The sequence below is a fragment of the Variovorax sp. GW821-FHT06D12 genome, assembly GCF_059419205.1.
In genome coordinates, this window is sequence record NZ_JBWKRI010000001.1 from 1,137,719 (window position 1) to 1,159,582 (window position 21,864).

General features: G+C 68.0%; 22 protein-coding genes. 12 read left to right on the forward strand and 10 right to left on the reverse strand.

All coding sequences use genetic code 11. The features are described from left to right. Positions 1-81: 81 nt before the first annotated feature. From AC07SQ_RS05155 to AC07SQ_RS05175, 5 genes are all read right to left on the reverse strand, one after another. Entirely contained in the window at positions 82-1,191 is a 1,110-nt protein-coding gene (locus AC07SQ_RS05155) for a DUF3800 domain-containing protein (RefSeq protein ID WP_495270538.1), read from the reverse strand. A gap of 34 nt (positions 1,192-1,225) precedes the next feature. Further along, complete coding sequence (locus tag AC07SQ_RS05160) at positions 1,226-2,434, reverse strand: branched-chain amino acid ABC transporter substrate-binding protein (protein ID WP_495270836.1); 1,209 nt, start codon at positions 2,432-2,434, stop codon at positions 1,226-1,228. A 67-nt stretch (positions 2,435-2,501) separates the two neighbouring features. Continuing rightward, complete coding sequence (locus tag AC07SQ_RS05165; RefSeq protein ID WP_495270537.1) at positions 2,502-3,263, reverse strand: SDR family NAD(P)-dependent oxidoreductase; 762 nt, start codon at positions 3,261-3,263, stop codon at positions 2,502-2,504. Beyond that, positions 3,260-4,825, reverse strand: coding sequence for a class I adenylate-forming enzyme family protein (locus AC07SQ_RS05170; protein WP_495270536.1), 1,566 nt, complete (start codon positions 4,823-4,825; stop codon positions 3,260-3,262). The genes AC07SQ_RS05165 and AC07SQ_RS05170 overlap by 4 nt, the downstream gene beginning before the upstream one ends. A gap of 99 nt (positions 4,826-4,924) precedes the next feature. After that, on the reverse strand, positions 4,925-6,688 hold the full coding sequence (locus AC07SQ_RS05175) for an acyl-CoA dehydrogenase family protein (protein ID WP_495270535.1): 1,764 nt from the start codon (positions 6,686-6,688) through the stop codon (positions 4,925-4,927). Positions 6,689-6,924: 236 nt separating this feature from the next. On the opposite strand from AC07SQ_RS05175, the gene AC07SQ_RS05180 reads away from it, so the two are divergent. Continuing rightward, on the forward strand, positions 6,925-7,575 hold the full coding sequence (locus AC07SQ_RS05180) for a TetR/AcrR family transcriptional regulator (RefSeq protein ID WP_493224331.1): 651 nt from the start codon (positions 6,925-6,927) through the stop codon (positions 7,573-7,575). A gap of 134 nt (positions 7,576-7,709) precedes the next feature. Here AC07SQ_RS05180 and AC07SQ_RS05185 read toward each other — a convergent pair whose 3' ends face one another. Next, complete coding sequence (locus tag AC07SQ_RS05185) at positions 7,710-8,732, reverse strand: hypothetical protein (protein WP_495270534.1); 1,023 nt, start codon at positions 8,730-8,732, stop codon at positions 7,710-7,712. Between the two features lie 61 nt (positions 8,733-8,793). Further along, complete coding sequence (locus AC07SQ_RS05190; RefSeq protein ID WP_495270533.1) at positions 8,794-10,134, reverse strand: UDP-glucose dehydrogenase family protein; 1,341 nt, start codon at positions 10,132-10,134, stop codon at positions 8,794-8,796. Between the two features lie 96 nt (positions 10,135-10,230). Here AC07SQ_RS05190 and AC07SQ_RS05195 point away from each other — a divergent pair, with 96 nt between their 5' ends. Genes AC07SQ_RS05195 through AC07SQ_RS05210 form a run of 4 tightly spaced genes read left to right on the forward strand, consistent with a single transcriptional unit; the run spans position 10,231 to position 14,150 of the window. Then, positions 10,231-11,262: a glycosyltransferase family 2 protein gene (locus AC07SQ_RS05195; protein ID WP_495270532.1), complete on the forward strand. Its 1,032-nt coding sequence runs from the start codon at positions 10,231-10,233 to the stop codon at positions 11,260-11,262. After that, positions 11,259-12,257: a hypothetical protein gene (locus tag AC07SQ_RS05200; protein ID WP_495270531.1), complete on the forward strand. Its 999-nt coding sequence runs from the start codon at positions 11,259-11,261 to the stop codon at positions 12,255-12,257. The genes AC07SQ_RS05195 and AC07SQ_RS05200 overlap by 4 nt, the downstream gene beginning before the upstream one ends. Beyond that, entirely contained in the window at positions 12,247-13,008 is a 762-nt protein-coding gene (locus tag AC07SQ_RS05205; RefSeq protein WP_495270530.1) for a hypothetical protein, read from the forward strand. Before AC07SQ_RS05200 ends, AC07SQ_RS05205 begins: the two co-directional genes overlap by 11 nt. 8 nt (positions 13,009-13,016) lie before the next feature. After that, positions 13,017-14,150, forward strand: coding sequence for a glycosyltransferase family protein (locus tag AC07SQ_RS05210; RefSeq protein WP_495270529.1), 1,134 nt, complete (start codon positions 13,017-13,019; stop codon positions 14,148-14,150). A gap of 69 nt (positions 14,151-14,219) precedes the next feature. Here the strand turns inward: AC07SQ_RS05210 and AC07SQ_RS05215 are convergent, their stop codons facing one another. Next, the gene (locus tag AC07SQ_RS05215; protein WP_495270528.1) at positions 14,220-15,161 is read right to left on the reverse strand and encodes a DMT family transporter; all 942 of its coding nucleotides are present in this window, start codon (positions 15,159-15,161) and stop codon (positions 14,220-14,222) included. A 136-nt stretch (positions 15,162-15,297) separates the two neighbouring features. Between AC07SQ_RS05215 and AC07SQ_RS05220 the strand changes: the two genes are divergently transcribed. From AC07SQ_RS05220 to AC07SQ_RS05250, 7 genes are all read left to right on the forward strand, one after another. Then, on the forward strand, positions 15,298-15,894 hold the full coding sequence (locus tag AC07SQ_RS05220) for a TetR/AcrR family transcriptional regulator (RefSeq protein WP_492696694.1): 597 nt from the start codon (positions 15,298-15,300) through the stop codon (positions 15,892-15,894). A 137-nt stretch (positions 15,895-16,031) separates the two neighbouring features. Continuing rightward, positions 16,032-16,151: a LuxR C-terminal-related transcriptional regulator gene (locus AC07SQ_RS05225; RefSeq protein WP_495270527.1), complete on the forward strand. Its 120-nt coding sequence runs from the start codon at positions 16,032-16,034 to the stop codon at positions 16,149-16,151. A 192-nt stretch (positions 16,152-16,343) separates the two neighbouring features. Next, the gene (locus AC07SQ_RS05230) at positions 16,344-17,306 is read left to right on the forward strand and encodes a homocysteine S-methyltransferase family protein (protein WP_495270526.1); all 963 of its coding nucleotides are present in this window, start codon (positions 16,344-16,346) and stop codon (positions 17,304-17,306) included. A 365-nt stretch (positions 17,307-17,671) separates the two neighbouring features. Beyond that, complete coding sequence (locus AC07SQ_RS05235; protein WP_495270525.1) at positions 17,672-18,721, forward strand: SAM-dependent methyltransferase; 1,050 nt, start codon at positions 17,672-17,674, stop codon at positions 18,719-18,721. Further along, positions 18,688-19,512, forward strand: coding sequence for a DUF1295 domain-containing protein (locus AC07SQ_RS05240; RefSeq protein ID WP_495270524.1), 825 nt, complete (start codon positions 18,688-18,690; stop codon positions 19,510-19,512). The genes AC07SQ_RS05235 and AC07SQ_RS05240 overlap by 34 nt, the downstream gene beginning before the upstream one ends. Next, entirely contained in the window at positions 19,509-20,129 is a 621-nt protein-coding gene (locus AC07SQ_RS05245) for a DUF6134 family protein (protein WP_495270523.1), read from the forward strand. The genes AC07SQ_RS05240 and AC07SQ_RS05245 overlap by 4 nt, the downstream gene beginning before the upstream one ends. Then, on the forward strand, positions 20,126-20,557 hold the full coding sequence (locus AC07SQ_RS05250) for a DUF2177 family protein (RefSeq protein WP_369646504.1): 432 nt from the start codon (positions 20,126-20,128) through the stop codon (positions 20,555-20,557). The genes AC07SQ_RS05245 and AC07SQ_RS05250 overlap by 4 nt, the downstream gene beginning before the upstream one ends. Here AC07SQ_RS05250 and AC07SQ_RS05255 read toward each other — a convergent pair. Together AC07SQ_RS05255 and AC07SQ_RS05260 are read right to left on the reverse strand one after the other, a co-directional pair. Continuing rightward, complete coding sequence (locus AC07SQ_RS05255) at positions 20,520-21,176, reverse strand: ChrR family anti-sigma-E factor (protein ID WP_495270522.1); 657 nt, start codon at positions 21,174-21,176, stop codon at positions 20,520-20,522. The genes AC07SQ_RS05250 and AC07SQ_RS05255 overlap by 38 nt on opposite strands. A 2-nt stretch (positions 21,177-21,178) precedes the next feature. Then, positions 21,179-21,757 carry a sigma-70 family RNA polymerase sigma factor gene (locus AC07SQ_RS05260; protein ID WP_495270835.1) on the reverse strand — a complete coding sequence of 193 codons (579 nt, stop codon included), beginning with the start codon at positions 21,755-21,757 and terminating at the stop codon, positions 21,179-21,181. Positions 21,758-21,864 lie beyond the last annotated feature (107 nt).

Genomic DNA, 21,864 nt, shown 5'->3' on the forward strand with positions numbered 1-21,864 from the left:
GAAAGAAGCGGAGAAGCCAGATAGGAGGCCCTGCCCGCCCGAAGGTTCCGCGTCGGCGGTCGACGAAACGCGATCGTCCGCTCAGGCCCACGCTTCTTCGGCACCGATGCGAGCCTTGCGGGTCGGCCCCACCTGCTTGAGGCCGTACCCCGTGCGCTCGTCCCCTTCGGAGATCAGCCGCATCATGGCCTCGCGCAGCGCGGGGCACACGCCGGTGCCTGCGTGCAGGTCACGAAAGAACCGCATCGTGGCGCCCGCCACCACCTCGGCCATCTGCACGCCCGCCGCTTCGTGCGACTGCCTGAAATCGAGGGCGGCCACTTCTTCGAAACGGTGATCGGACGGGGGCGTGCACAGCAGCGCCATCGCACGGTCCGGTCCTTCGGCAGCGGCCTTCCCCGGACCCAGGATGCGCTGCACCTCGAAATTCTGGTCGTGCACCAGCCGGACATCGGCCAGGCTGTGCCGGTAGTAGAGGTCGATCCGCGCGTAGATGCGCATGAACGACGTCAGGTTCGGCAGCGTCCAGGCCTGCGTCGACGACGTGTTGAGCTCGGGAGGCGGAAGAAACTCCAGCCAGGGCTGGTGCTGGGCCCCACTCAGCGCGCGGTACTCGGTGTTCGCCGCTTCGACGATGCGGCCGAACCCTTTGGCGACCTGCGCCGCGGCCTCTTCCTCCTCGGCGGTGTGCGTGGCCAGGTCGCGCAGGCTGGCAAACGATGCGTGAAGTGTTTCAGCTTCGGGCGTCAGGCAGGACGCGACGAAGCTGTCCAGCACATGCGCATCGGCATGGACGTGCAGGAAATCCGCGACGGCATTCCTGAGGAAGTCGAGCCGCATCGACTCGGGGTAGCCCAGGCAGGACGGCAGCAACTGGAACGATGTGATGCAGCTGCAGATGAAGTAGCGCTTGTCGACCAGCTCGACGAAAAGCGGGGCCCGCCGGTCGAGCAAGGCGTGGATCACGGCAGCGGAGAACTCCGGCCTGGATGCCAGCGATCGGGCACCGGGTTCGCCCGAGGGAACGCGATGGCGATCGCGCAACGCCTGGAGGTGCGCATCCCACTCCTCTTCGTCCTGCAGCCCGACGCCCGCCAAGGCGAAGTAGGGTTGCCGCTTGAAGTCGTAGCCCGTGCCGCTGTCGACCATGTCGCCGCTGTGGCCGCTTTCGTCGATGTAGATGGTGGTCATGGTGCCGGGGCGAACGCCTCGCGCCGTCGTGCGGTCACAGGGGGCTCTTCATGCGGCAGGTCGTGGGCTGCTCGGCCGCCTTGGCGTCCACGCTCGCGATCTGCTTCCAGCCGAATCCGGTGCCTTCCTGGTCGTAGCGGACGGCCGAGCCGTCGACCTTCTCCCAGCTCTGGACGAACATCGCCTGCTGGGCCTGGTGGTCGGACTTGCGCAGCACCACGGGACCGTTGATGCCCTCGAAGCGCAGGCCCTCGAGCTGGGCGGCCACCTTCGCCGGTTCGGCGGACTTCGCGCTGCGGATGGCGCCGGACAGCGCGACGACGGCGTTGTAGCCCATGCCGTTGATGAAGTCCTCGCCGAACTGCTTCTTGAAGCTGCCCAACACGGCCGAGCTCTTCGCACCGGGGTCGTTGGGGTTGAAGGTCGAGACCAGCTTGACGCGGCCCTCGCCCGCCGCGCCGATGGTGCCGGGCACGCCGTAGTTGCTGCCGTTGAAGGTGTAGAAGTCGACCTTCAGCCCGAAGTCGTTGGCCGCGCGCACGATGAGCGCCAGGTCGGAGCCCGAGCTGGCCGTGATCACCGCGTCGGCGCCGGACTGGCGGATCTTGGCCATGTAGGGCGCGAAGTCCTTCACCTGCGCGGTCGGGTGCAGGTCGTCGCCCACGATCTCGATGTCCGCGCGCTTGCGCGCAAGCGACTCGCGCGACGCGCGCGCCGTGTCCTGCCCGTAGGCGTAGTTGGGATTGAGCAGGTGAATCTTGCGGATGTCCTTGCGGCCGGCCAGGTAGGTGGTGAGCGCATCGACCTTCATGTCCGAGTGCGCGTCGGTGCGGAAATGCCAGTAGCTGCATTTCTCGTTCGTGAGCACCGGCGCCTGCGACGCGTAGTTCAGGAAAACGATCTCCTTGCCCGGATTGCGGGCGTTGTGCTTGTCGATGGCCTCGCCCAGCGCGATGCCCACGCTGGACGAACTCGCGCCCTGCACCACATAGCGGATGTCCTTGGCCACGACCGTGCCGAGCAGCGCCACGGCCTCCTGCGGCGACAGCTTGTTGTCGAAGGGAACGATCTCGAACTGGTAGGGCCCCGCCCATTTCTCCTCGTTCGCGACCCGCGCCGCGTACTGGAAGCTCTTCAACACGTTCTGTCCCAGCCCGGCCATCGGGCCCGACAGCATGTCGAGCGTGGCGATCTTCACGGTCTGCACGGGTTGGGCGCCGGCGGCCAGGGCGATGCACAGCATCGGCGCGGCGATGGTCTTTGTCAGGCTCACGGTAAGTCTCCTCGTGTGGATGTCGATCGATGGGTGTTCAGACGATGACGGCGCCGCCGTCGGCGACCAGCGTCTGGCCGGTCACGAATGCGGCCGCGGGCGATGCCAGGAAGGCGATGGCGCCGGCGATCTCCTGCGGCTGCCCGACGCGCCGCAACGGCAATTTCTTCTGCGTGAACGACTGGATCTCGGGGTCCGCGAGCAGCATGCCGGCCATCTTGGTGTCGATCAGGCCCGGCGCGATGCAATTGACGCGAATGCCCTGCGGGCCCCACTCGACCGCCAGGTCGCGGGCCAGTTGCATGTCGCCGGCCTTGGACAACCCGTAGGCGCCGATCGTCGAAGAGCCCTGCAGGCCCGCGATGGACGAGACGATCACGATGGCGCCGCTGCCCCTGGCCTGCATGTCGGGCCGAACGAGATTGGCCAGCCAGAGATTGCTCAGCACGTTGTTGCGCACGATCTTCATGAACATCTCGTCCGCGATCTCGGCCAGCGGCCCGTAGTGCGGGTTGGTGGCCGCATTGCAGACCAGGATGTCGATGGGGCCGAAGCGCTCGCGCACCTGCGCCACCATCGCGCGCAGCTCCTCGGGCTGCGAGATGCTGGCCTGGCAGGCAAAGGCCTGCCCACCTTGCGCGCGGATGCCCTCGGCCACTTCCTCGCAGGCATCGAGCCGCCGGCTGGAGACACAGACTTTGGCCCCGAGCAGCGCCAGGTGCTCGGCGGTGGCGCGGCCGATGCCGCGGCTGGCACCGGTCACGACGGCGACTTTTCCGTTCAGGTCGAACAGGTTCATGCGTGGATACCCTTGGAAGTGGAAAGAAGAGAGGAAGCCGGTGCGCTGATGTCTTGTCGCAGCAGGTGCTTTTGCAACTTGCCCGACGGCGTGCGCGGCAGCGTGTCGACGAAGGCGTAGTCGCGCGGAATCTTGTAGCGGGCCAGCTTGTCGGCCAGAAAGGCCTTGAGCGCCTCGCTGTCCGGTTGCCGACCGGGCCGGGGCACGATGACCGCCACCACGGTTTCGCCCCAGTCCGGGTGCGGGCGGCCGATGACGGCCACATCGGCGAGATCGGGATGCGGCGACAGCGCGTCTTCCACTTCCTTGGAGTACACGTTCTCGCCGCCGGTGGTGATCAGGTCCTTGAGCCGGTCCACCACGTAGTAGTAGCCGTCCTCGTCGACCCGGGCCAGGTCGCCGCTTCGGTACCAGCCGTCGGGCGTGTAGGCGGCGCGCGTGGCCTCGGCATCGTTCAGGTAGCCGCGCATGGCGGCTTCGCTGCGCAGCTGGATCTCGCCGACCTGGCCCGCGGGCGTCGCGCCGCCGTCTTCGGCGACCACGCGCACCTGCACGCCCGGCAGGCTGGAGCGGCCGATCGACCCGGCCTTGCGCAGCGCGTCCTCGGGGAACAGCGCGGTGCCCAGCGGGCCCATCTCGGTCATGCCGTAGACCTGCATGAACTGCGTCGTGCGATAGCGCTGCATGAGCCGCTTCGCCATGTCCTCGCCCAGCGGGCCACCGCCGTAGATCCACAGCCGCATCGAGCCCAGGTCATGGTGGTCGAAATCGGCGAGCTCGAGCGGCGCGAGCAAGGCGATGGGCGCGCCGAAGGTCAGCGTGACGCGGTGCCGCGCAATCGCTTCCAGGAATCCGCGCGGCGCGTACTCGCGCAGGAAGACCAGCGTCCCGCCCATCAGCAGCGTCCCGAAGGTCCAGTTGTTGAGCGGCGCCGCATGCCAGATCGGCATCGCGATGAGCATCCGGTCGTTGTGCGTCATCGACAGGGCCGCCGCGCAGACCAGCGCCGTGGTGAAGACCGCGCGATGGCTGTGCAGGCATCCCTTGGGCTGGCCGGTGGTGCCCGAGGTGTAGAGCACCTGCGCCAGTGCCTCGTCGCCCACGGGCGCAGGCAACTCGCCCGCCTCCGTGCGCTGCACCAGCGTGTCGAAATGATCGAAGCTGACATCCGCCGCGCCGGCCACATCGCCGGTGCCCAGCAGGCAGGCCTCGGTCTCGATGCGTTGCGCCAACGGGCCCAGGGTGACGTCGATGATGCAGAGCCTGGCGTCGCTGTGGCGCAGGATGAATTCGACCTCGGGCTTCTGCAGCTTGTGATTGACCGGCACGATGACCGCGCCCAGCCGCAGGGCACCCAGCACGCCGATGAGGAAGTACGGCGTGTTGAAGCACATGAGCGCCACGCGGTCGCCCTGCCCCACGCCCCGGTCACGCAGCACCTGCGCGGCGCGGCGGCTGAGCGCCTGGATCTGCGCGTAGCTGAAGGCTTCGTCGCCGTAGTGCAGCAGCGTCTTCGTGGGCCAGCGCGACGCGCTCTCGTCGAACATCGAGATCAGGTTCATGGATTTCTCCAATGGGATGCAGGGCCGGGCAGCGCGGTGCCGCCGGGCTTCGCATCCCGTGTTTTTGTGGGCGCAGCCGGGATCGGCTGCGCGGCGGGATCAGAAGAAGTCGGCGTCCAGCGCCATCACGGCGTCGTCTTCCTGCGCGGCCACCAGCAGGTGCTGCTCGACCTCGGGGAACAGGTGCGCGAAATAGAAGCGGGCCGTGGCCACCTTGGCGGCGTCGAAGCCATCGGACTGCCGCGCGTCGATCCTGCGCTGCGCCATCGAGGCCATGCCGATCCACTGCCACGCGAGGGCCAGCACGCCGACGATGCGCAGGCAGCTGTGGCCGGACGCGCCGACCTGGTCGGGGTGCGACGGCGCCCGCGCGATCAGCTGCCGGGTCAGCGCATCGAGGCGCGCGCACAGCGAGCGCGTCTGCGCCACCCAGGGCTGCAGCACCGGGTGCGCCTCGTTCTTCTCGAGCACCTGATGCACCACGTCCAGGAACCTGCGTAGCCTCGCGCCCCCGTCGCCGAGGATCTTGCGTCCGAGCAGGTCCTGGCCCTGGATGCCGTTGGCCCCTTCGTAGATCTGCCCCACGCGCACGTCGCGGAGGTACTGGTGAACGCCGCTGTCGTCCAGGTAGCCCCAGCCGCCCATGACCTGCTGTGCCAGGGTCGTGCTGGCGTAGCCGTTGTCCGTCGCGAAGGCCTTGAGCACCGGCGTGAGCAGCGAGACGAGCTCGTCGGCCTCGCGGCGCACCGAAGGCTCGGGGTGGAGCTTCGAGCGATCGACCTGCAACGCGAGCCAGTAAGCCAGCGCGCGCGAACCTTCCGTCCAGGCCTTCTGCGCCAGCAGCATGCGGCGCACATCGGCATGCACGATCAACGGATCGGCGGCAGGCTGCGCCTCGGTCCTGCGCGCGCCGCCGAAGCCGCGTCCCTGCAGCCGCGTGCGGGCGTGATCGCGCGCCAGCTGGTAGGCAGCCTCGGCCTGGTTCACGCCCTGCATGCCCGTGGCCAGGCGGGCGATGTTCATCATCACGAACATGGCCGCCAGGCCGTTGCCGGCGGTGTTCAGCAGTTCGCCGCGCGCACCGTCGAGCCGCAACCAGCAGGTCGGGGTGCCGCGGATGCCCATCTTGTCCTCGAGCCCCTCGCAGCGCACGCCGTTGCGCTCGGCCGCGCCGGGCAGGTGCCGGGGCACGATGAACAGCGAAAGCCCCCGCGCGCCCTCGGGCGCGCCCGCGATCCGGGCCAGCACGAGGTGGACGATGTTGTCCGCCAGGTCGTGCTCGGCGGCCGTGACCATGCGCTTGAGGCCGGTGAGGCGGTAGCTGCCGTCCGGCTGCGGAACGGCCTCCGTGCGCAGCAAGCCCACGTCGGTGCCGGCCTCGCGCTCGGTGATGCACATGCTGCTGGTCCAAGCGCCGCTGGCCAGGTGCGGGAGGTACGCCGCCTGCTGCGCGGGCGTGCCGTTGGCCCGGATGCATTCGTAGCCGCCGCGCGAGATGCTGTGGTACATCAGCCAGGAATGGTTCGCCGAGCCGATCAGCTCCGTCACCAGATGGGTCAGCACCGTCGGCCACGCGCGGCCGCCGTGTTCGAGCGCGGCGCCCAAGCCGGCCCAGCCCTTGCCCCGGAACACGTCGTACGCGGCCTTGAAGCCGCCGGGGGTGGCGACTTCGCCATCGCGCCAGGTGCAGCCTTCGCGGTCCGCGTTCTGATTGAGCGGTGCGAGCACCTCTTCGGCGAAGGCCGCCATGTCCTCCATCAGCGCGTCGATGTCTTCGCGGGCGATGGCGCCGGGCAGGCGAAGCGCCTTCAGTTCATCATCGATGCCGAGCAGATCGTTCAGGACGAAGCGCAGTTCGCGCAAGGGTGCTTTGTAGGTCGCAGGAGGTGACATGCAAGAATGACGAGTGCGCGCGCGTTGGCCTTGGGTTGAAGTGAGGTTCGGGGCTCGCGGCCGCCGGCTGCCTTGGGTTGGAAGAAGTCTAGGAAATCGACCGGGCAGGCATGTTCAGTTTTCGGGACGCGCCCCGAGGCGTTGATTTCCCTGGGCAACGAGGCCCTCCTCCTTGCGTGCGCCGTCCCGGTGTTCGCTTTTCAGCCATGACGACCGCCCTCAAACCCCGACGCAAGCCCTCCCAGTCACGCGCATGGATGACCTCCATCGCCATCCAGGACGCCTTCGTGCTCCTGCTGCTGGAAAAGGGCTACGAAAAGACGTCGATGCGCGACATCGCCAACGTCGCCGGCGTCAGCGTCGGGAGCGTCTACCAGTACTTCCCCGGCAAGGAAGCGGTCGCGGCCATGACCGTGCGCACCTGGGTGCGCAAGCTCTCGACCGCGCTGTCGAGCGCGGTGGACGAGGTCGTCCAGGCGGAAGGCCAACGCACGCTGCGCGAGATCACGCGTCTGCTGGCGCAGACCCAGGTGCACACGATGCTCGAGGGCGGCGGGCGTTGGCGGGTGCTGAGCTCCATCGAGCGCCGCGTCTCGCCGCAGCTCGTCTACAACCGCCTGTACCAGCACAACGTCAACCTCTTCGGCAAGGCACTGACGTGCGCGGTGGACTGGCCCGAAGGGCTGCACGATGCGCGCGTGGCCTTCGGCGCCTACACCGTCGTCGATGCGCTGGTGAAGCAGACGCTGCTGGTGAGCGCCGTGTTGCCGAGCGCAGACGTCATGGTTCAGGAGGTCCTGCTTGCATTGGACGGGTATCTGCAAGCCGTGCGCCAAAGCCACGCGCGCCAGGAATGAGCGCTGGCCCGAATATGCGGGTGGGGGTGCCCAAGCCGGTCAGTGCGGCCATGCTCATGCTGGCCGTCTCCGAATTGATGAGTACAGACGTCACCTCGCAGTTCAATGCGACGACCACGCCAAGGGTCGTGATGTCACCGCCACCATCCGCCATCGTCCCACAGGCCTGAATCCTCGATCGCCTGTCGCGCGAGCTTGTGCTCGCGGGCGCTTTTCAATCCCACCATCAGGCGCCTCAGGGGGCCGGGCTGACGCAGGAGACTCTGGATGTCACCGTGCACCAGCGTTGGCATCTGAAACATGGCCAGGCTTTCGAGCGCCGGTGCAGAGGCCGCCCACCTCAGGTCCTTCAGCCCCACGTTGTTGAGGACGATCAGCGCCAGACCCTCGAGCGCAGCCAACGAGGGCAAGCTGGCAAGGTGTGGCTGATCTTGCGCGGTCAACCTTTGCAACGTCTCCAGTTGGCTGACGACGGACAGGTCCGACAAATCCTTGATCCGCAGCAGTGCCAGGTATCTCAGGGCGTCCAGGCCCGCAAGCGTGTCCAGGTTCTGCGCGCTTCCGAATCCCAGTTGAAGCGTATGCAGGTGGGGAAGATGCCGTAGAAAGACCAGGTTCGACAGAGGCATCCCCATGAGGGACACCTCATTCAATGTCGACAGCTTTCCAATCACCTCAAGGCCACGCGGGTGGCCGGCAACGACGAGTTGCCTCAGATGGGGAAAGCGCTCCAGCCCGAAAAGATCGGTCTTCTTCGTTTTCGTCTTGCCGATTCTGAGTCTTTGCAGGTCTGTGGGCAATGCGTTCAACACATCCAGTGAATCTGCTTCGTACACATCAAAGACGAACTCCTTCAGCTTCGGCAAGGCCTCTACGGCATGCGCATTGCTGACGCGAGTGAGGCAGTCAAGGCTCAACCTTTCGACATGGGGCATGAGCCTCAGGCAAGAAAGATCGCACACACGCGCGTAGCTTCCATACATCCGCCATGTGATGTCCGGCCGATCCCTGAAGAGATCTTCGTTCAGGATTTCCAGCAGCGAAGGCGGTACCTCCTGTGTGGCGGCAAATTGCAGGATGGACACCTCGCCGTTTGCGGCCAGTTGCCGGACCTGTTCTCTTGTCCAATCAAGCTTCAGTTCGATTCGTTCCGACATGGGGTTGACGTTTTCAATGGATCAAAAGCCGGCGAATGACCGGCATGCTGCTGACGACGATTCAGCGCCGCACTGACCGCCCGCGCCCGATGCCGTAGTACGCGATGCCGGCGGCTTCGACTTCGGCGGCGTCGTAGAGGTTGCGGCCGTCGAAGATCGCGGGCACCTTCAAGGTGCTGGCGATGCGCGCCAGATCGGGGCGGCGGAACACGGGCCATTCGGTCACGAGCGCCAGCACGTCGGCACCCTGCAAGGCGTCTTCGGGCGTGTCGCACCAGCGCACATCGGCGCGCTCGCCGACGATGGCGCGCGCATTCGGCATCGCCGCCGGGTCGTGCACCTGCACGTGCGCGCCCGCCGCCCACAGGCGCTCCAGCAGCACGAGGCTCGGCGCATCGCGCATGTCGTCGGTGTCGGGCTTGAAGGCCAGGCCCCAGAGCGCGATGGTCTTGTTCGCGATGCGGCCGTCGAAGTGATGCGTCATCAGGTCGAAGAGGCGCCCCTTCTGCTCATGGTTCGCCGCCTCGACGGCCGCGAGGAGACGCAGCGGCTGCCCCTCGCGATCGGCCGCATGCCGCAGCGCCCGCACGTCCTTCGCCAGGCACGAGCCGCCATAGCCCGCACCCGCTTGCAGAAAGTCGGGGCCGATGCGCCGGTCCGAGCCGATGCCGCGGCGCACCATCTCGATGTCGGCGCCCGCATGCTCGGCCACGCGCGCCATCTCGTTCATGAAGCTGATGCGGGTCGCGAGCATCGCGTTGGCGGCGTACTTGGTGAGCTCGGCGGAGCGCCGGTCCATCACCAGCAGCTGCTTCGCCGGGTCGCGCACGAAGGGTTCGTAGAGCCGTGTCAGCAGGTCGATGGCCGCGGGGTCGGTCGCACCGATCACCACACGGTCGGGCTGGCGGCAATCGCGCACGGCCGAGCCCTCGCGCAGGAACTCGGGGTTCACGGCCACCGCGACGCGGTGGGCCGCACCGCGCTGCGAAAGCGCTGCGCGCAGCACGGCCTCGACCTGCTCCGCGGTACCGACCGGCGCGGTGGACTTGCAGACGACCACGGCATCGCGGTCCCTGTGCTGCCCGATGCTGCGGGCCACGGCCATCACATGCCGCAAGTCGACATCGCCTTGCGCATCGGCCGGCGTGTTGACCACGATGAAGAGCGCGTCGCCATGCAGGCTCGCCGCGCGCTCGTCGGCCGTGAAGCGCAGCTTCCCCGTCGAGAGGCCTGCGGACACCAGCGCCTCCAGCCCCGGCTCGTGCAGCGGCATCCGGCCCTGCTGCAGCCCTTCGATGCGGCCGGCATCGGCATCCGCACACAGCACCTCGTGCCCCGCTTCGGCCATGCAGGCGGCGAAGCTGAGGCCCACGTAACCGGCACCGAAGATGGCGAGCCTCATGCGCAGCGCCCTCCCCCAAGGCACTGGCCGCGGCGGCGGTTGTGAGATAAAAGCAGGATGCAAGCCTTCAAAACAATGTCCCGACAGGAAAATTCGATGATGCCCGATCACGTTGCCGCGCGTTGCGCGCTGGTCCTGGAGACCAACAACCTGCGCGGCGGAGCGGATGCCGAAGCCGCCGCAAGCACCAGCCTGCAGCGCCTGATCGCCCTGTTGGCCAAGCAGAAGCTGCCGCTCACGGCCCTGGCCCAGATGGTCATCACGCACGACGGGCTGAGCGCCACATCGTGCGAGGCCGTCATGGCGCTGGCGGGCCGTCCCATCGATTTCGTGCGCATCGACGCCGCCACCGGCTACTACGACGCCAAGAACGTCGGCTTCGCGGCCACCGATGCGGCGCGCTGCGATCACGTGGTGTTCGCCGATGCCGATTGCCTGCCCGACGACGACTGGCTGCTGCAGATGCTCACGCCCTTCACGCGCGGCGCCGACGCGCCCGCGGTGGTGGCCGGCCGCACGAGCTACGCGGCCAACATCGTGGGCACCGCGCTCACGACCATCGACTTCATGTACTTCCCCAACGCCGACCATGCGGGTGCGACGAGCAACTTCTACGCGAACAACGTGGCCTTTCGCCGCGACGTGTTCGAGCAGCACAGCTACCAGGCGCTCGATGGCGTCTACCGCGCGCACTGCCAGGTGCTGGGCATGCGGCTGAAGGCGGCGAACGTTCCCATCCACTACGCGGCCGCGGCCCACACCGAGCACCGACTGCCCGACACGCGCGCCGAAGCGCTCAAGCTGCGCTGGATGCGCGGGCAGGACACGTACTCGCTCACGCCGCACCTCTTGCGCAGCTATGTGTCGGCGCGCTGGCAGTGGCTCGCGAAGAGCGGACCGATCGGCCCGCTGTGCGTGCTGTTCACGCGGCTGGGCTTCAGCGTGCGCGCGCTCAACCACCAGGATCTGCCGCCCCTGCGCGGCCTGCGCTGGCTCGCGGGCGTGGCGCTGATCGTGGGCTTCTCGGCCATCGACATGCTGGGCGCCTTCGCGCGCGGCATCGGCCTGCACACGACGGGCCGCACGAACGCGGATGCGCAGGCGCTTTCGTACCATCGCCCGACATGAACAAGAAAAACATCCTCGGCCTTCTCGTGCTGGCCGGTGCATGCACCGCGGCGGGCGCCGCCGACTTCACCGGCCGCGGTGTCTTCAACTTCAAGTCCGACAGCGGCTGCCCCTTCTCCGCGCTCGCAGGCCCCGCCAACGAGTGCAACCGCCTCGCCCTCGACGATGCCGACACGCGCGTCGCACTCGACAGCGCGGCGCACACCCTGCGCTTTGCGAACCCGCGCAGCTACGGCCAGAAGACCATCGTGGGCGACGTGCTGCTGCAAGGCTCCGGCCAGTCGCGCCACAGTGGCCAGCGCGTGCCGCTGACCTTCCATGCGCTGCTGAGCCGCTCGGGCAACGACTGGTTGGTGAGCAGCCACGCGCACTCGCCCGTCGGCGGCGAGTTCAGCGACATCCGCATCGACCCGTACCAGGTCGTGGTGATCGAAGGCGGTGCCGAGCGCGTGGTGCTCACGCCGGCGCAGATCGCCGAGACGCTCTCCAGGCCCTCGATCGCCGCGCGGCTCGCCGACGAATTCGTACAGGTGCGGGACAACCGCAAAGGCCGCGCCACCGATGCGGACATCACTGTCGGGCTGGGGTTGAGCCGTGCCTCCAAGTCGGTGGCGCGCGCGCATTTCCACGCGCCGGGGGCCAAGGGCAGCGAGCTGTCCGAGGCGATGCGTCAGGGCGACTGGTCGCTCGAACTGCAGGCGTTGAGCGGGCAGATTCCGCGCGAGGTGGTGCAGCGCGACCTGTTTCTCTATGGCCTCGAGTCGCAGTCGCTGCTGCTGCCGCTGATGCAGCGCGGCTTCCACAAGAACGAGAAGCTGGTGCTCGGTGCCGCGGGCGGCAAGGGCTACGTGCGCTACGACGGCCAGCAGCGCGAGTTCGCCGGTGCCGATGCATCGGCGCGCGCCTTCCTTCAAGGCAGTTTCATCGGCCTCGTGCTCGGTTGGCAGCAACAGCAGCCGCAGACCCCGGTGACCAAAAAAACCGATGGACGCTGACACCGCCCCGGCGAACGCGGCATTCGACTGCCTCTCACCGCCGCGACTGCGTGGCTGGCCGGCGCTGCAGGCCCGGCTGGTGCACCACATCAAGCGCGCCGCGCTGCGCCAGATGCATGCGAGCCGCGCCGGTGAAGTGATGTTGCTGCGCCTGTATCTGATCGGCGAGGAATCGTCCGAGCAGGCGCTGCAGCGCGAGCTGCGCACCAACGCGCCCGAGTGGCTCACACGTCAGCTCGACCAGCACCTGGCCGACGAGCAACTGCATGCGCGGCTCTTCGCCGACGCCATCGTCGCGCGCGGCAGCACCGCGCAGGCGGCCGCATCACCGGAAGAGGCACCGCAGCCCGACTGGCTGAGCCAGCGCAAGCTCGCGCGCTGGCAGCGCCTCATCCAGCGCCATGCGCCGCACTTCGCGCACGGTGGCCTCGTGCCAGCGTATGCGATCGGCCTCGCCGCCGAGCAGATGGCCTCGCGCATCCTGCAGCGCCACTGCGCGCTGATCGGCGCACGGCACGCGCTGCACCCACTGCTCACGCGCGTGCTGGCCGACGAAGACCGCCACATCCGCCTGTGCAGCCACACGCTGCAGCGCTGCGTGGCGCCGCATGAGGAAGCGAGGCTCGCACAGCTGATGCGCGAGGTGCGCGACACCGAGCGCGGCTTCGGCATCACCGGCGCGCTGGGCATGTACCTCGCGGGCGTGGCCTTGCGCCTGCGCCCCGGCCGTGCGCGGCCGGTGGCGGCCTGAGTCCGTCGATGCCGCCGCGCATCGTCTACCTCGCGACTGCGGACGCGCGCGGCCACCTGATGCGCGCGCAGCTGCTCACGCATTCGCTGCGCGCCGCGGGCGCCAGCGTGCAGGTGCTCACCACCTCCGACGAAGGCGCGCGTTTTCTCGCCGGCTTCGGCATCGAGGCGCCGGTGCTCTCGTGCCACTACGCGGTGCAGTTCGACCGCGAGCAGAACATGCTGCGCCGCGAAACCGACCGCAACGTGGCGCACTACGTGTTCCGTCCGGAGCGCATGCTGCGCGACATCCTTCGGCTGCGCGCGTGGTTCCGCGATGCGGACCTGGTGGTGAACGACTCCTTCCACCCCGCGCTGCTGTTCATGGGCTGGATGCCGGTCTGGCGGCGCAAGGTGGTGCATGTGTACGGCGCGAGCCTGCGGCACGCGCTGCAGACCAACTTCAGCGGGCGCATGCCGGCGTGGATGGCGAACATCTTCGGCCGCATCGTCGCGTGGCAGATCGACCGCAGCCGCGCGCGCATCGCGCACGATTTCGCCTACGGCGAGCCGCAGGCCGACGGACGCGGCGGCCACCGGCTCGCCACGCCGGTGGCCGTAGTGGGCGTCGACACGGAAGCGCACGACGACCTCGCACCGCAGGCCGCCGTGTACCTCAACCCGCATTTCAAGGAAGCCGCACTGGCCGACGGCCTGGAGCGCGGGCTGGCCGAGGCGCGCACGCCGGCGCATCTCGTCGGCGAAGGCTATGCACAGCGCGCGGGCTGGCACGCGCAGGACGAGCACTGGATCGAGCGGGCCGCGCGCAGCGCCTTCATCGTCTCCGCGCCCGGCATGGCGGCGCTGTCGGTCGCGGCGGTGTACCGCAAGCCGATCCTGCTGCTGCTGACCGACCAGCCCGAGCAGGCGATCAATGCGCAGCGCGCCGCGCAAATGGGCCTGCACCATCGCATCGTGGTGTGGCAGGGCCGCACCGAGGATTTCGCGCGGGCCGTGACGACGGCTGCCCACGAACTGATCGCGCTGGCCGACGACGGTAGCGGTCCACCAGCGGCGCAGAAAGGCCGCGAGGCCGCCATGGCCCGACTGCAGCACTGGACGGTGCTGCTCCACGGCCTCGCGGCTGCGCCGCCTGTTCGATGAATGAAGCACGGAGGCAGCTGCGCCCTTCGATGCAGAAACTCCTCGACGGAAATTGCCGGGTTCAGGGACTCAATGTCCTCTGGACTCAACGGGGGATGAGGATCGACGTTGCTGCATCAGCATCGCCGTCATGCCGCCTGTGACGATGACAAGCCCGGCAATGGCTGTGGCGCTGGGCCGCTCATCAAGGATCAGCAGGGCGAGCAGCGTCGCTGCGCCGGGAACGAGTGCAGCGAACGTGGCACCGACGGCTGCGCCCAGAATCTGTACCGACTTGCTGAAAAAGAACAACGCCACCGTGGAGACCATGACCCCCTGATAGAACGCCTGCACGCCGATGTCGCCCAGCGGCGCTTGCAACAGGTGCAGCCCGCGCGTCGCAAGGTAGGCGGGCAGGTAGATGATCATCGAGAACACCGAAACGATGGCGGTGGCGTGCAGCGCCGATGCAGAGAACTGCTTGGACGAGACGGTGTAGATGGCCCACAGCAGCCCGCCCAGAAGGAAGATCAGGTAGGCCCACGGCGAGGAGCGGACGGCGCTGAAATTGTGGAAGCCGACCAACGCGACCCCGAGGATGATCAGCGCAATGCCCGCCGTCTCCCTGCGCGAGAGCCTGGCGCCGAGTCCCCAGGCGCTGATGAGCGCGGAGAACAGGATCATGCTGCCAGGCGTGACCACGGCGAACTGCTCCACCGGCGCCATGCCGAGGCCGAAGGCGACCACCAGCATGTAGGGCGCGCCAATGCCGGCGGTCATGAGCGCGATGGCGGTCCAGCTCAGCCCCATGAGACCTCGTCGTACGAGAAACGGCAGCAGCATCACGCCCGAGACCGTGTACCGGATGCAGGTGATGTCGTAGACGTCCAATGCCGTGTGAGTCAGCCCGAAGCGAGTCACGACCGGAAAGGCGCCCCAGATCAGGGCCGAAGCGAGTCCGAACAGCACACCCACCCATCGACGATCGATGCCGAGTTGGGAAATTTGCGGTGAGGCAGAAAGCCGAGTCATCGATTGGGGTTCCTTCAGAACGATGCCAGTGTCTTGCCTGGCGCCGCGGGCATCGCCTGCGTGGCGGACGGACTATCATTGACAGTATTGTCAAGTTTGACGTAGTTGTCAAAGATAGAAAGCGCGAGGATTTCTCATGGCAGGAGTCAGGCAGTTCGATGAGGCCAAGGTGTTGGACGCCGTGCTGGACGTGTTCTGGCAAAAAGGCTGGCGGGCCACGTCCATGGCCGATCTGGCAGAGGCCGCCGACGTGCAGCGCGGTTCGCTCTATCACGCCTATGGCGGCAAGGAGGAGCTGTTCTTGCTGGCCTTCGAGGCGTACGCCACCAGGTTTCTGGACAACGCGCGCACAGCCCTCGACAAACCCCGTGCAGAGACGGCGTTGCGCGCCTTCTTCAAGGTCGCGATCGCCAACATGACGCAAGGCGTACCGCCTCGGGGCTGTCTCACCACGAAGACGGCAACGGAGGTCGATGGTGCAGGCCCGCGCATCCAGGAGCGGCTGCGTCAGTTGCTCGACGAGCTCCAGGGCGTCGTCTCAGCCGCCATGTCGAAGGGGGATATGTCGACACAGCTGTCGCTGTCCCCCAAGGAAACCGCGCAGGTTGTCATCACATTCACCCGAGGCCTGGCAGTGATGGAGCGGGTTTATCAGAACGCGCCGTCTCTTCATCGGATGGCCGACGCGGTGATCAAGGCCTTGGTTCCGAATGTGAAGCGCCGAACGAGCTGACGCCGTTGCACGGAGCCGCCGGGTGCAGGCGTCGACCGGAAAGGCTCAGCGGTTCGAGCATCGCCTGACTCCGCGCGAACAAACGGTCATGCGCTGGATGGCTGCCGGAAAGCGGCCGGCGGAAGCCTGCATCCAGCATGGGCCTTTCCGAACGCACCATCGAGAATCACCTGCGGCGTGTCCGCCGACGCTTGGGGGCCACGACGACAGCCGACGCTGTTCGCATGACCATCCGATCCGGAGAGATCACTCCGTGAACTCCAGCCCCTCCGTCAGGCTTCGAGTGACCGCCACCGGCAGTTGATCGACAGCCGAAGCCTGAAGGGGGAAAAAGGCGCGCCGCCGGCCAAGCACTTGGCCCGCGAGGCGCTCACTGTCATCATCCGCTTCGCGGGCCCGGCGCCTTGGCGGCCGCGGCCATTCGGACACCCGAATGAGAGGAGTCAGCGATGGCAACCTACAGGAGCGCATTGCCGCAGCTCGGCGATGATTTCTTCATGACCGACGGCGGCATCGAGACCACCCTGATCTTTCTGGAGGGGCAGGAACTTCCCGACTTTGCCGCCTTTCACCTGCTCCGGACGCCGGAAGGCGAAAGAGTGCTGCGGAAGTATTTCCGGACCTACGCGGCGCTGGCCAGAAGCTTCGACGTCGGGCTGATTCTGGAAACGGCAACCTGGCGGTCCAATCCAGACTGGGGGAGCAGGCTGGGCTACAGCCTCGAGGAGCTCGCGGCGGTCAACCGGCAACTGGTGGGTCTGCTGGAGGACATCCGCGATGCCTACCAGACCCGCCGGACGCCGATCGTCATCAGCGGATGCCTTGGACCTCGCGGCGACGGCTATGTTCCGGACCGTGCCATGTCGGTGCGCGAAGCGCAGGACTACCATCGTGCGCAGGTCGAGACCTTCGCCGGCACCGCAGCCGACCTGGTGACCGCCATCACCATGAACTATGTCGAAGAGGCGTCGGGGATCGCGCTGGCGGCGAAGCAGGCGAACATGCCCGTCGTCATTTCCTTCACGGTGGAGACCGATGGCAGGTTGCCGACGGGGCAGTCCCTGGCGGACGCCATCCAGCAGGTGGACGGTGCCACCGCGGGCTATCCGGCCTACTTCATGATCAACTGCGCCCACCCCAGCCACTTCCAGCAGGTGGTGCATGGCGACGCGCCGTGGGCTGGGCGGATTCGCGGTCTGCGCGCGAACGCCTCCAGGATGAGCCATGCCGAGTTGAACGAGGCGCCCGAACTGGATGCGGGCGACCCGGTGGAGTTGGGGCAGGCCTATGCCGCGCTCAAGATGCACCGGTTGAAGCGCCTCAATGTCATGGGCGGTTGCTGCGGCACCGACGACCGCCACGTCAAACAGCTTGCAATGGCCTGCCTGCCCTTGTTCCGGGGCGTGGTCTAGCCGTTCACCCAGGGTTTGCACCCGCCCGTCCATCCGGCGATTCAGACGGCCCCTGCGTCTGCGATCCGGATCGTCGGCCAGTCGCGCCACACGCCGATGCATCAAGCCTCGTGAAATCAACGTAGGCGCGGGCTCAGCCCTCTTGACGCCGGGAGCCGTGTGCACAGCTACGTCCGCTTCGCAGCTCTCGCGGTGCATGTCCAGTTTGTCCAGAGATGGTGGGCCTGGCCTGCGACGCCGCCAAGTGTCCGACCGCCGTACTTCGCACCGTCGCCTCAGTCCCCATGCGCTGAAGCCGACGAACAGTGATCCATTGCGGCCGGCCTGGCGTAGGAAGAAGAGACTCTCCTCCCGCAACCACCGCCATGCCCCAAGCCTCGAGCACCTCCACTGCCATCCATTGGGTTGAACAAGGCCTGGTGCCCGACGGCGCCGTTCGGCTGGGCGTGCGGCGGCTGCTGCGCCAGCGCCTGGTCGAGCTGGACAGCGGCGCCCCGGAAGCCGTCGCCCTGCGTTCGGAGGCATTTTTCGACGGACTGCAGGAGGCACCGTTGGCCCTGCTGCCCGAAAAAGCCAACGAGCAGCACTACGAGTTGCCCGCTGAGTTCTTCACAGGCGTGCTGGGCCCCCACCGGAAGTACAGCTGCTGCTGGTGGCCTGAAGGAGTGCAGACGCTCGAGCAGGCCGAGGCGGCGGCCCTGGCCGAGACCTGCGCCCGCGCCGGCCTGGAAGACGGGCTGCGCATTCTGGAGCTGGGCTGCGGCTGGGGCTCGCTGAGCCTGTGGATGGCCGAACACTTTCCGCGCGCCCACATCACGGCGGTTTCCAATTCGCACTCGCAGCGGCTGTTCATCACGGCCGAGGCCGCCGCGCGTGGCCTGGGCAACCTCGAGGTGATCACCTGCGACTTCAATGATTTCGAGACCGGCGAGCGCTTCGACCGGGTGGTGTCGGTGGAGATGTTCGAGCACCTGCGCAACTGGCCGCGCGCCTTTTCGCACGTGGCCCGCTGGTTGAAACCGCAGGGGCGGTTCTTCATGCACGTCTTCGTTCACCGCGAAGCGCCCTACCCGTTCGAGGAGCGCGATGCCAGCGACTGGATGAGCCGCCACTTCTTCTCCGGCGGCATGATGCCGAGCGACGATCTCGCCCTGCGCTGCCAAGACGACTTGCGCCTGCTGCACCGCTGGCGCTGGGATGGCCGCCACTACGCGCGGACCTCGGCCGCCTGGCTGGCGCGCATGGACGCCCGGCGGGTCACCCTCATGCCCTTGCTGGCCGCCGTCTACGGAGCGCGCGACGCGCCGGTGTGGTGGACCCGCTGGCGGCTCTTCTTCATTTCGGTGGAAGAGCTGTTCGGCTACGCCGAGGGCGGCCAGTGGTGGGTCAGTCACTACCTGTTCGAGAAACGGTGATGCTGTCGCTCGCATGCCTGGGTCTGGCGATCGCCCTCGGCCTGGCGTTGCCGGTCTGGGTGTTCAGCGTCGTGGTGCGCGACGCCAGCCTGGCGGACCGGATCTGGCCCCTGATGATCGCGGCGCCGGCCCTGGCCTACGCCGGCGCCCATGCCCGCGCGCTCGACGCCCGCAGCGTCTGGATGCTCGGGCTGCTGCTGATATGGGCTTGCCGGCTGGCGCTGCACATCGGGCGTCGCAACTGGGGCCACGGCGAAGACCGCCGCTACCAGGCCATGCGTGCGCGCAATGAACCGCACTTCGGCCTGAAGAGCCTTTACCTCGTGTTCGGGCTCCAGGCGGTGCTGGCATGGATCGTCGGCTGGCCGCTGCTGGCCGCGTTCGCGCACCCGTCACCCCTGTCCTGGCTGGATGTGCTGGCCCTGCTGCTGGCCGGCGGCGGTGTGGTCTTCGAGGCCGTGGCCGACGCCCAGCTCGCCCGCTTCCTGCGCGGCCCGCGCCGCGAGGATGCGGTGATGGACCGCGGCCTCTGGGCCTGGTCGCGCCACCCCAACTACTTCGGCGAGGCCTGCGTCTGGTGGGGCCTTGGGTTGGCAGCGCTGTCGGCGGGCGGATGGGCGGTGGCGTGGTGCCTGGCGTCTGCGCTGCTGATGACCGTCCTGCTGCTCAAGGTGTCGGGCGTGGCGCTGCTGGAGCACGACATTGCCGAGCGCCGGCCCGCCTACCGCAGCTACGTGGCACGCACCAGCGCCTTCATCCCCTGGCCGCCGCGGCGCGGCGCCCGGCCATGAAGCACAGCGCCCTGGGGCTGATGCTGGCACTGGCGACCTGCCTGGCCGTGGCACAGGAAGGTGACGAGGAAGCGGGCGAATGGCACTTCACCGCCATGCTCGATGGCAAGCCGATCGGGACCCATCGCTTTGTCGTCGGCGGCACGGCGGCGGCGCGCAGCGTCGACAGTCGCGCCCTGTTCACCGTGCGCATGCTCGGCATCCCGGTCTACCGCTACCGGCACCAGGCCGAGGAGCGCTGGGCCGGAGACTGCCTGCGTGAGCTGCGCGCCGAGACCGACGACGACGGCACCCGCCAGCAGATCGCGCAGCGCTTCGACGGCAACTGCCCGATGAGCTTTGCCTACTGGAATCCCCGGCTGGTGAAACAACAGCGCCTGATCGATCCCCAGACGGGCAAGGTCGAGCCGGTCCGCTTCGAGCCGCTGCCCGATGCGACCCTCGAGGTCCGCGGTCAGCCCGTGCGGGCGCGCGGCTGGCGACTGCAGGCGGCGCAGCAGCGCATCCGCATCTGGTATGCCGCCGACAGCGGACGCTGGATCGGGCTCGACGCTGACGCCAAGGGCGATCGCCAACTGAGCTACCGACTGACCTCTCCTGCACGGAGCACCCCATGAAGCCATCCCCGCGTACCTTGCTCGCTGCCTACCTGTGGGCGCTCGTGTGTTTTCTGGTGCTGGACGCCGTCTGGCTGTCGGTCATGGGACCGCGCCTGTACCAGCCCGCGCTCGGTGCGCTGATGGCGCCGCAGGTCGACTGGACGGCGGCGGCGCTGTTCTATGCGCTCTACCTGGTCGGCCTGGTCGTCTTGGCGATCGCGCCGGCACTGGAGGCTGGCGAGCCCGCCGTGGCGTTGCGTCGCGGCGCGCTGCTCGGGCTCGTGGCCTACGCGACCTATGACCTGACGAACCAGGCCACGCTGCGCGACTGGCCCTGGGCCGTCACGGCCGCCGACCTGGCATGGGGCACGGCCGTGAGCGGCGTGTCGGCGTGGGTCGCGGCGCGCATCACATCCCGACCAGCGCGCCGAAGAAACGCGCAATAGCCCCGTCGAAGCGCAGCCGGCCGTCCAGCGAGGCCAGGCAGATGCACTCGCTGCCGTCCTGGACCACCGGCTGGTGGTTGATCTCGGCATCGGCCGCATCGAAATCGCCGGCACCGAACAAGGCCCGGCCATCGTGGAAGCAGCCATGTAGCACCTGGGTGAACTCCTGCCCCTGATGCGTGTGCTGCGGCAGGTACTTGCCGGCCGCGATGCGCAGCAGAAAGACATTGGCCTCCGGGGCCTCGGGCACGGTCACACGGCTCCAGCGCATGCCGGGACCGATCCAGCGCCAGGGCGTGGCACTGCAATGAGCGAGCGCGCGCGGCCAGCGCGCACCGGGCGGCAGCGGTGGGGGCGCGCTGACCCGCACGGGGGCGGGTTCAGCGCCTTCGTGCGCATCGATCCGGGCCCAGGTGCGCGACAGCGCGTCATCGGCAAGCGGGACCGCTTCCAGGTCATCGAGCAGGATGCCGCCCACGGCATCGAGTGCGCGCGCGCGCTCGCGGCACAGCGGGCACAGTTCCAGGTGGCTGGCCAGGACCAGTCGCATGCCGGCCGGCAAGTGGCCGGAGGACCCGGCCAGCAGCAGGTCGTCGTCGGGGTGGTGTCGGATGTCCATCGTCAATGTTCCAGCAGGCGGCGCAGTTGGGCGACCGCCAGGCGCACGCGCGACTTCACCGTGCCCAGCGGAATGCGCAGCTGGGCCGCGATGCGGGCATGCGGCGCGTCTTCAAAATAGGAAAGGTGCAGCACCTGCTGCTGCTCGGGCGGAAGCTGGCGCAGCGCGCCGCGCAGGCGTTCATTCAGGCGCGCGTCGTGCAGCTGGTCTTCGACGGCCGGGTCGTCCGACTGGAGCAGGTCGAAGTCGAACACGTCTTCCGACGACTGCACACCCTGGCGCCGCCGCAGCGCGTCCACACGCAGGTTCCGCGCGATGGCGAAGATCCAGGTCGTGGCGGCCGCCCGGGCCGGATCGAACAGCGCGGCCTTGCGCCAGACGGTGACCAGGGCATCCTGGGCCAGTTCTTCGGCCTGGATGGCCGGGCTGCCGCTGTGCATCAGGTAGTGCTTGATGCGCGGCGCGAAATGCGAGAACAGCTGCGCGAACGCGTCCCGGTCCTGCCGCTGCGCCACGGCCACCATCGCCTGGGCCCAGAGATCGTCGGCGCGAGGAGATGGCTGGGAATCGGGGGAGACCACGGTCAAGATGGACGCTCGGCGACTGCGGGGCACCGGAGTGCCCGCACTGGGGTTGGACGGATCGGGAGCAACGGCCATGTCCTGTCATACGCAAGGGAGCGGCATTC

Coding starts and splice junctions, on each gene's coding strand:
- AC07SQ_RS05155 (WP_495270538.1), bottom strand. CDS start 1,191: ATGACCACCATCTACATCGACGAAAGCGGCCACAGCGGCGACATGGTC.
- AC07SQ_RS05160 (WP_495270836.1), bottom strand. CDS start 2,434: ATGCTGTGCATCGCCCTGGCCGCCGGCGCCCAACCCGTGCAGACCGTG.
- AC07SQ_RS05165 (WP_495270537.1), bottom strand. CDS start 3,263: ATGAACCTGTTCGACCTGAACGGAAAAGTCGCCGTCGTGACCGGTGCC.
- AC07SQ_RS05170 (WP_495270536.1), bottom strand. CDS start 4,825: ATGAACCTGATCTCGATGTTCGACGAGAGCGCGTCGCGCTGGCCCACG.
- AC07SQ_RS05180 (WP_493224331.1), top strand. CDS start 6,925: ATGACGACCGCCCTCAAACCCCGACGCAAGCCCTCCCAGTCACGCGCA.
- AC07SQ_RS05185 (WP_495270534.1), bottom strand. CDS start 8,732: ATGTCGGAACGAATCGAACTGAAGCTTGATTGGACAAGAGAACAGGTC.
- AC07SQ_RS05190 (WP_495270533.1), bottom strand. CDS start 10,134: ATGAGGCTCGCCATCTTCGGTGCCGGTTACGTGGGCCTCAGCTTCGCC.
- AC07SQ_RS05195 (WP_495270532.1), top strand. CDS start 10,231: ATGATGCCCGATCACGTTGCCGCGCGTTGCGCGCTGGTCCTGGAGACC.
- AC07SQ_RS05200 (WP_495270531.1), top strand. CDS start 11,259: ATGAACAAGAAAAACATCCTCGGCCTTCTCGTGCTGGCCGGTGCATGC.
- AC07SQ_RS05205 (WP_495270530.1), top strand. CDS start 12,247: ATGGACGCTGACACCGCCCCGGCGAACGCGGCATTCGACTGCCTCTCA.
- AC07SQ_RS05210 (WP_495270529.1), top strand. CDS start 13,017: ATGCCGCCGCGCATCGTCTACCTCGCGACTGCGGACGCGCGCGGCCAC.
- AC07SQ_RS05215 (WP_495270528.1), bottom strand. CDS start 15,161: ATGACTCGGCTTTCTGCCTCACCGCAAATTTCCCAACTCGGCATCGAT.
- AC07SQ_RS05220 (WP_492696694.1), top strand. CDS start 15,298: ATGGCAGGAGTCAGGCAGTTCGATGAGGCCAAGGTGTTGGACGCCGTG.
- AC07SQ_RS05225 (WP_495270527.1), top strand. CDS start 16,032: ATGGGCCTTTCCGAACGCACCATCGAGAATCACCTGCGGCGTGTCCGC.
- AC07SQ_RS05230 (WP_495270526.1), top strand. CDS start 16,344: ATGGCAACCTACAGGAGCGCATTGCCGCAGCTCGGCGATGATTTCTTC.
- AC07SQ_RS05235 (WP_495270525.1), top strand. CDS start 17,672: ATGCCCCAAGCCTCGAGCACCTCCACTGCCATCCATTGGGTTGAACAA.
- AC07SQ_RS05245 (WP_495270523.1), top strand. CDS start 19,509: ATGAAGCACAGCGCCCTGGGGCTGATGCTGGCACTGGCGACCTGCCTG.
- AC07SQ_RS05250 (WP_369646504.1), top strand. CDS start 20,126: ATGAAGCCATCCCCGCGTACCTTGCTCGCTGCCTACCTGTGGGCGCTC.
- AC07SQ_RS05255 (WP_495270522.1), bottom strand. CDS start 21,176: ATGGACATCCGACACCACCCCGACGACGACCTGCTGCTGGCCGGGTCC.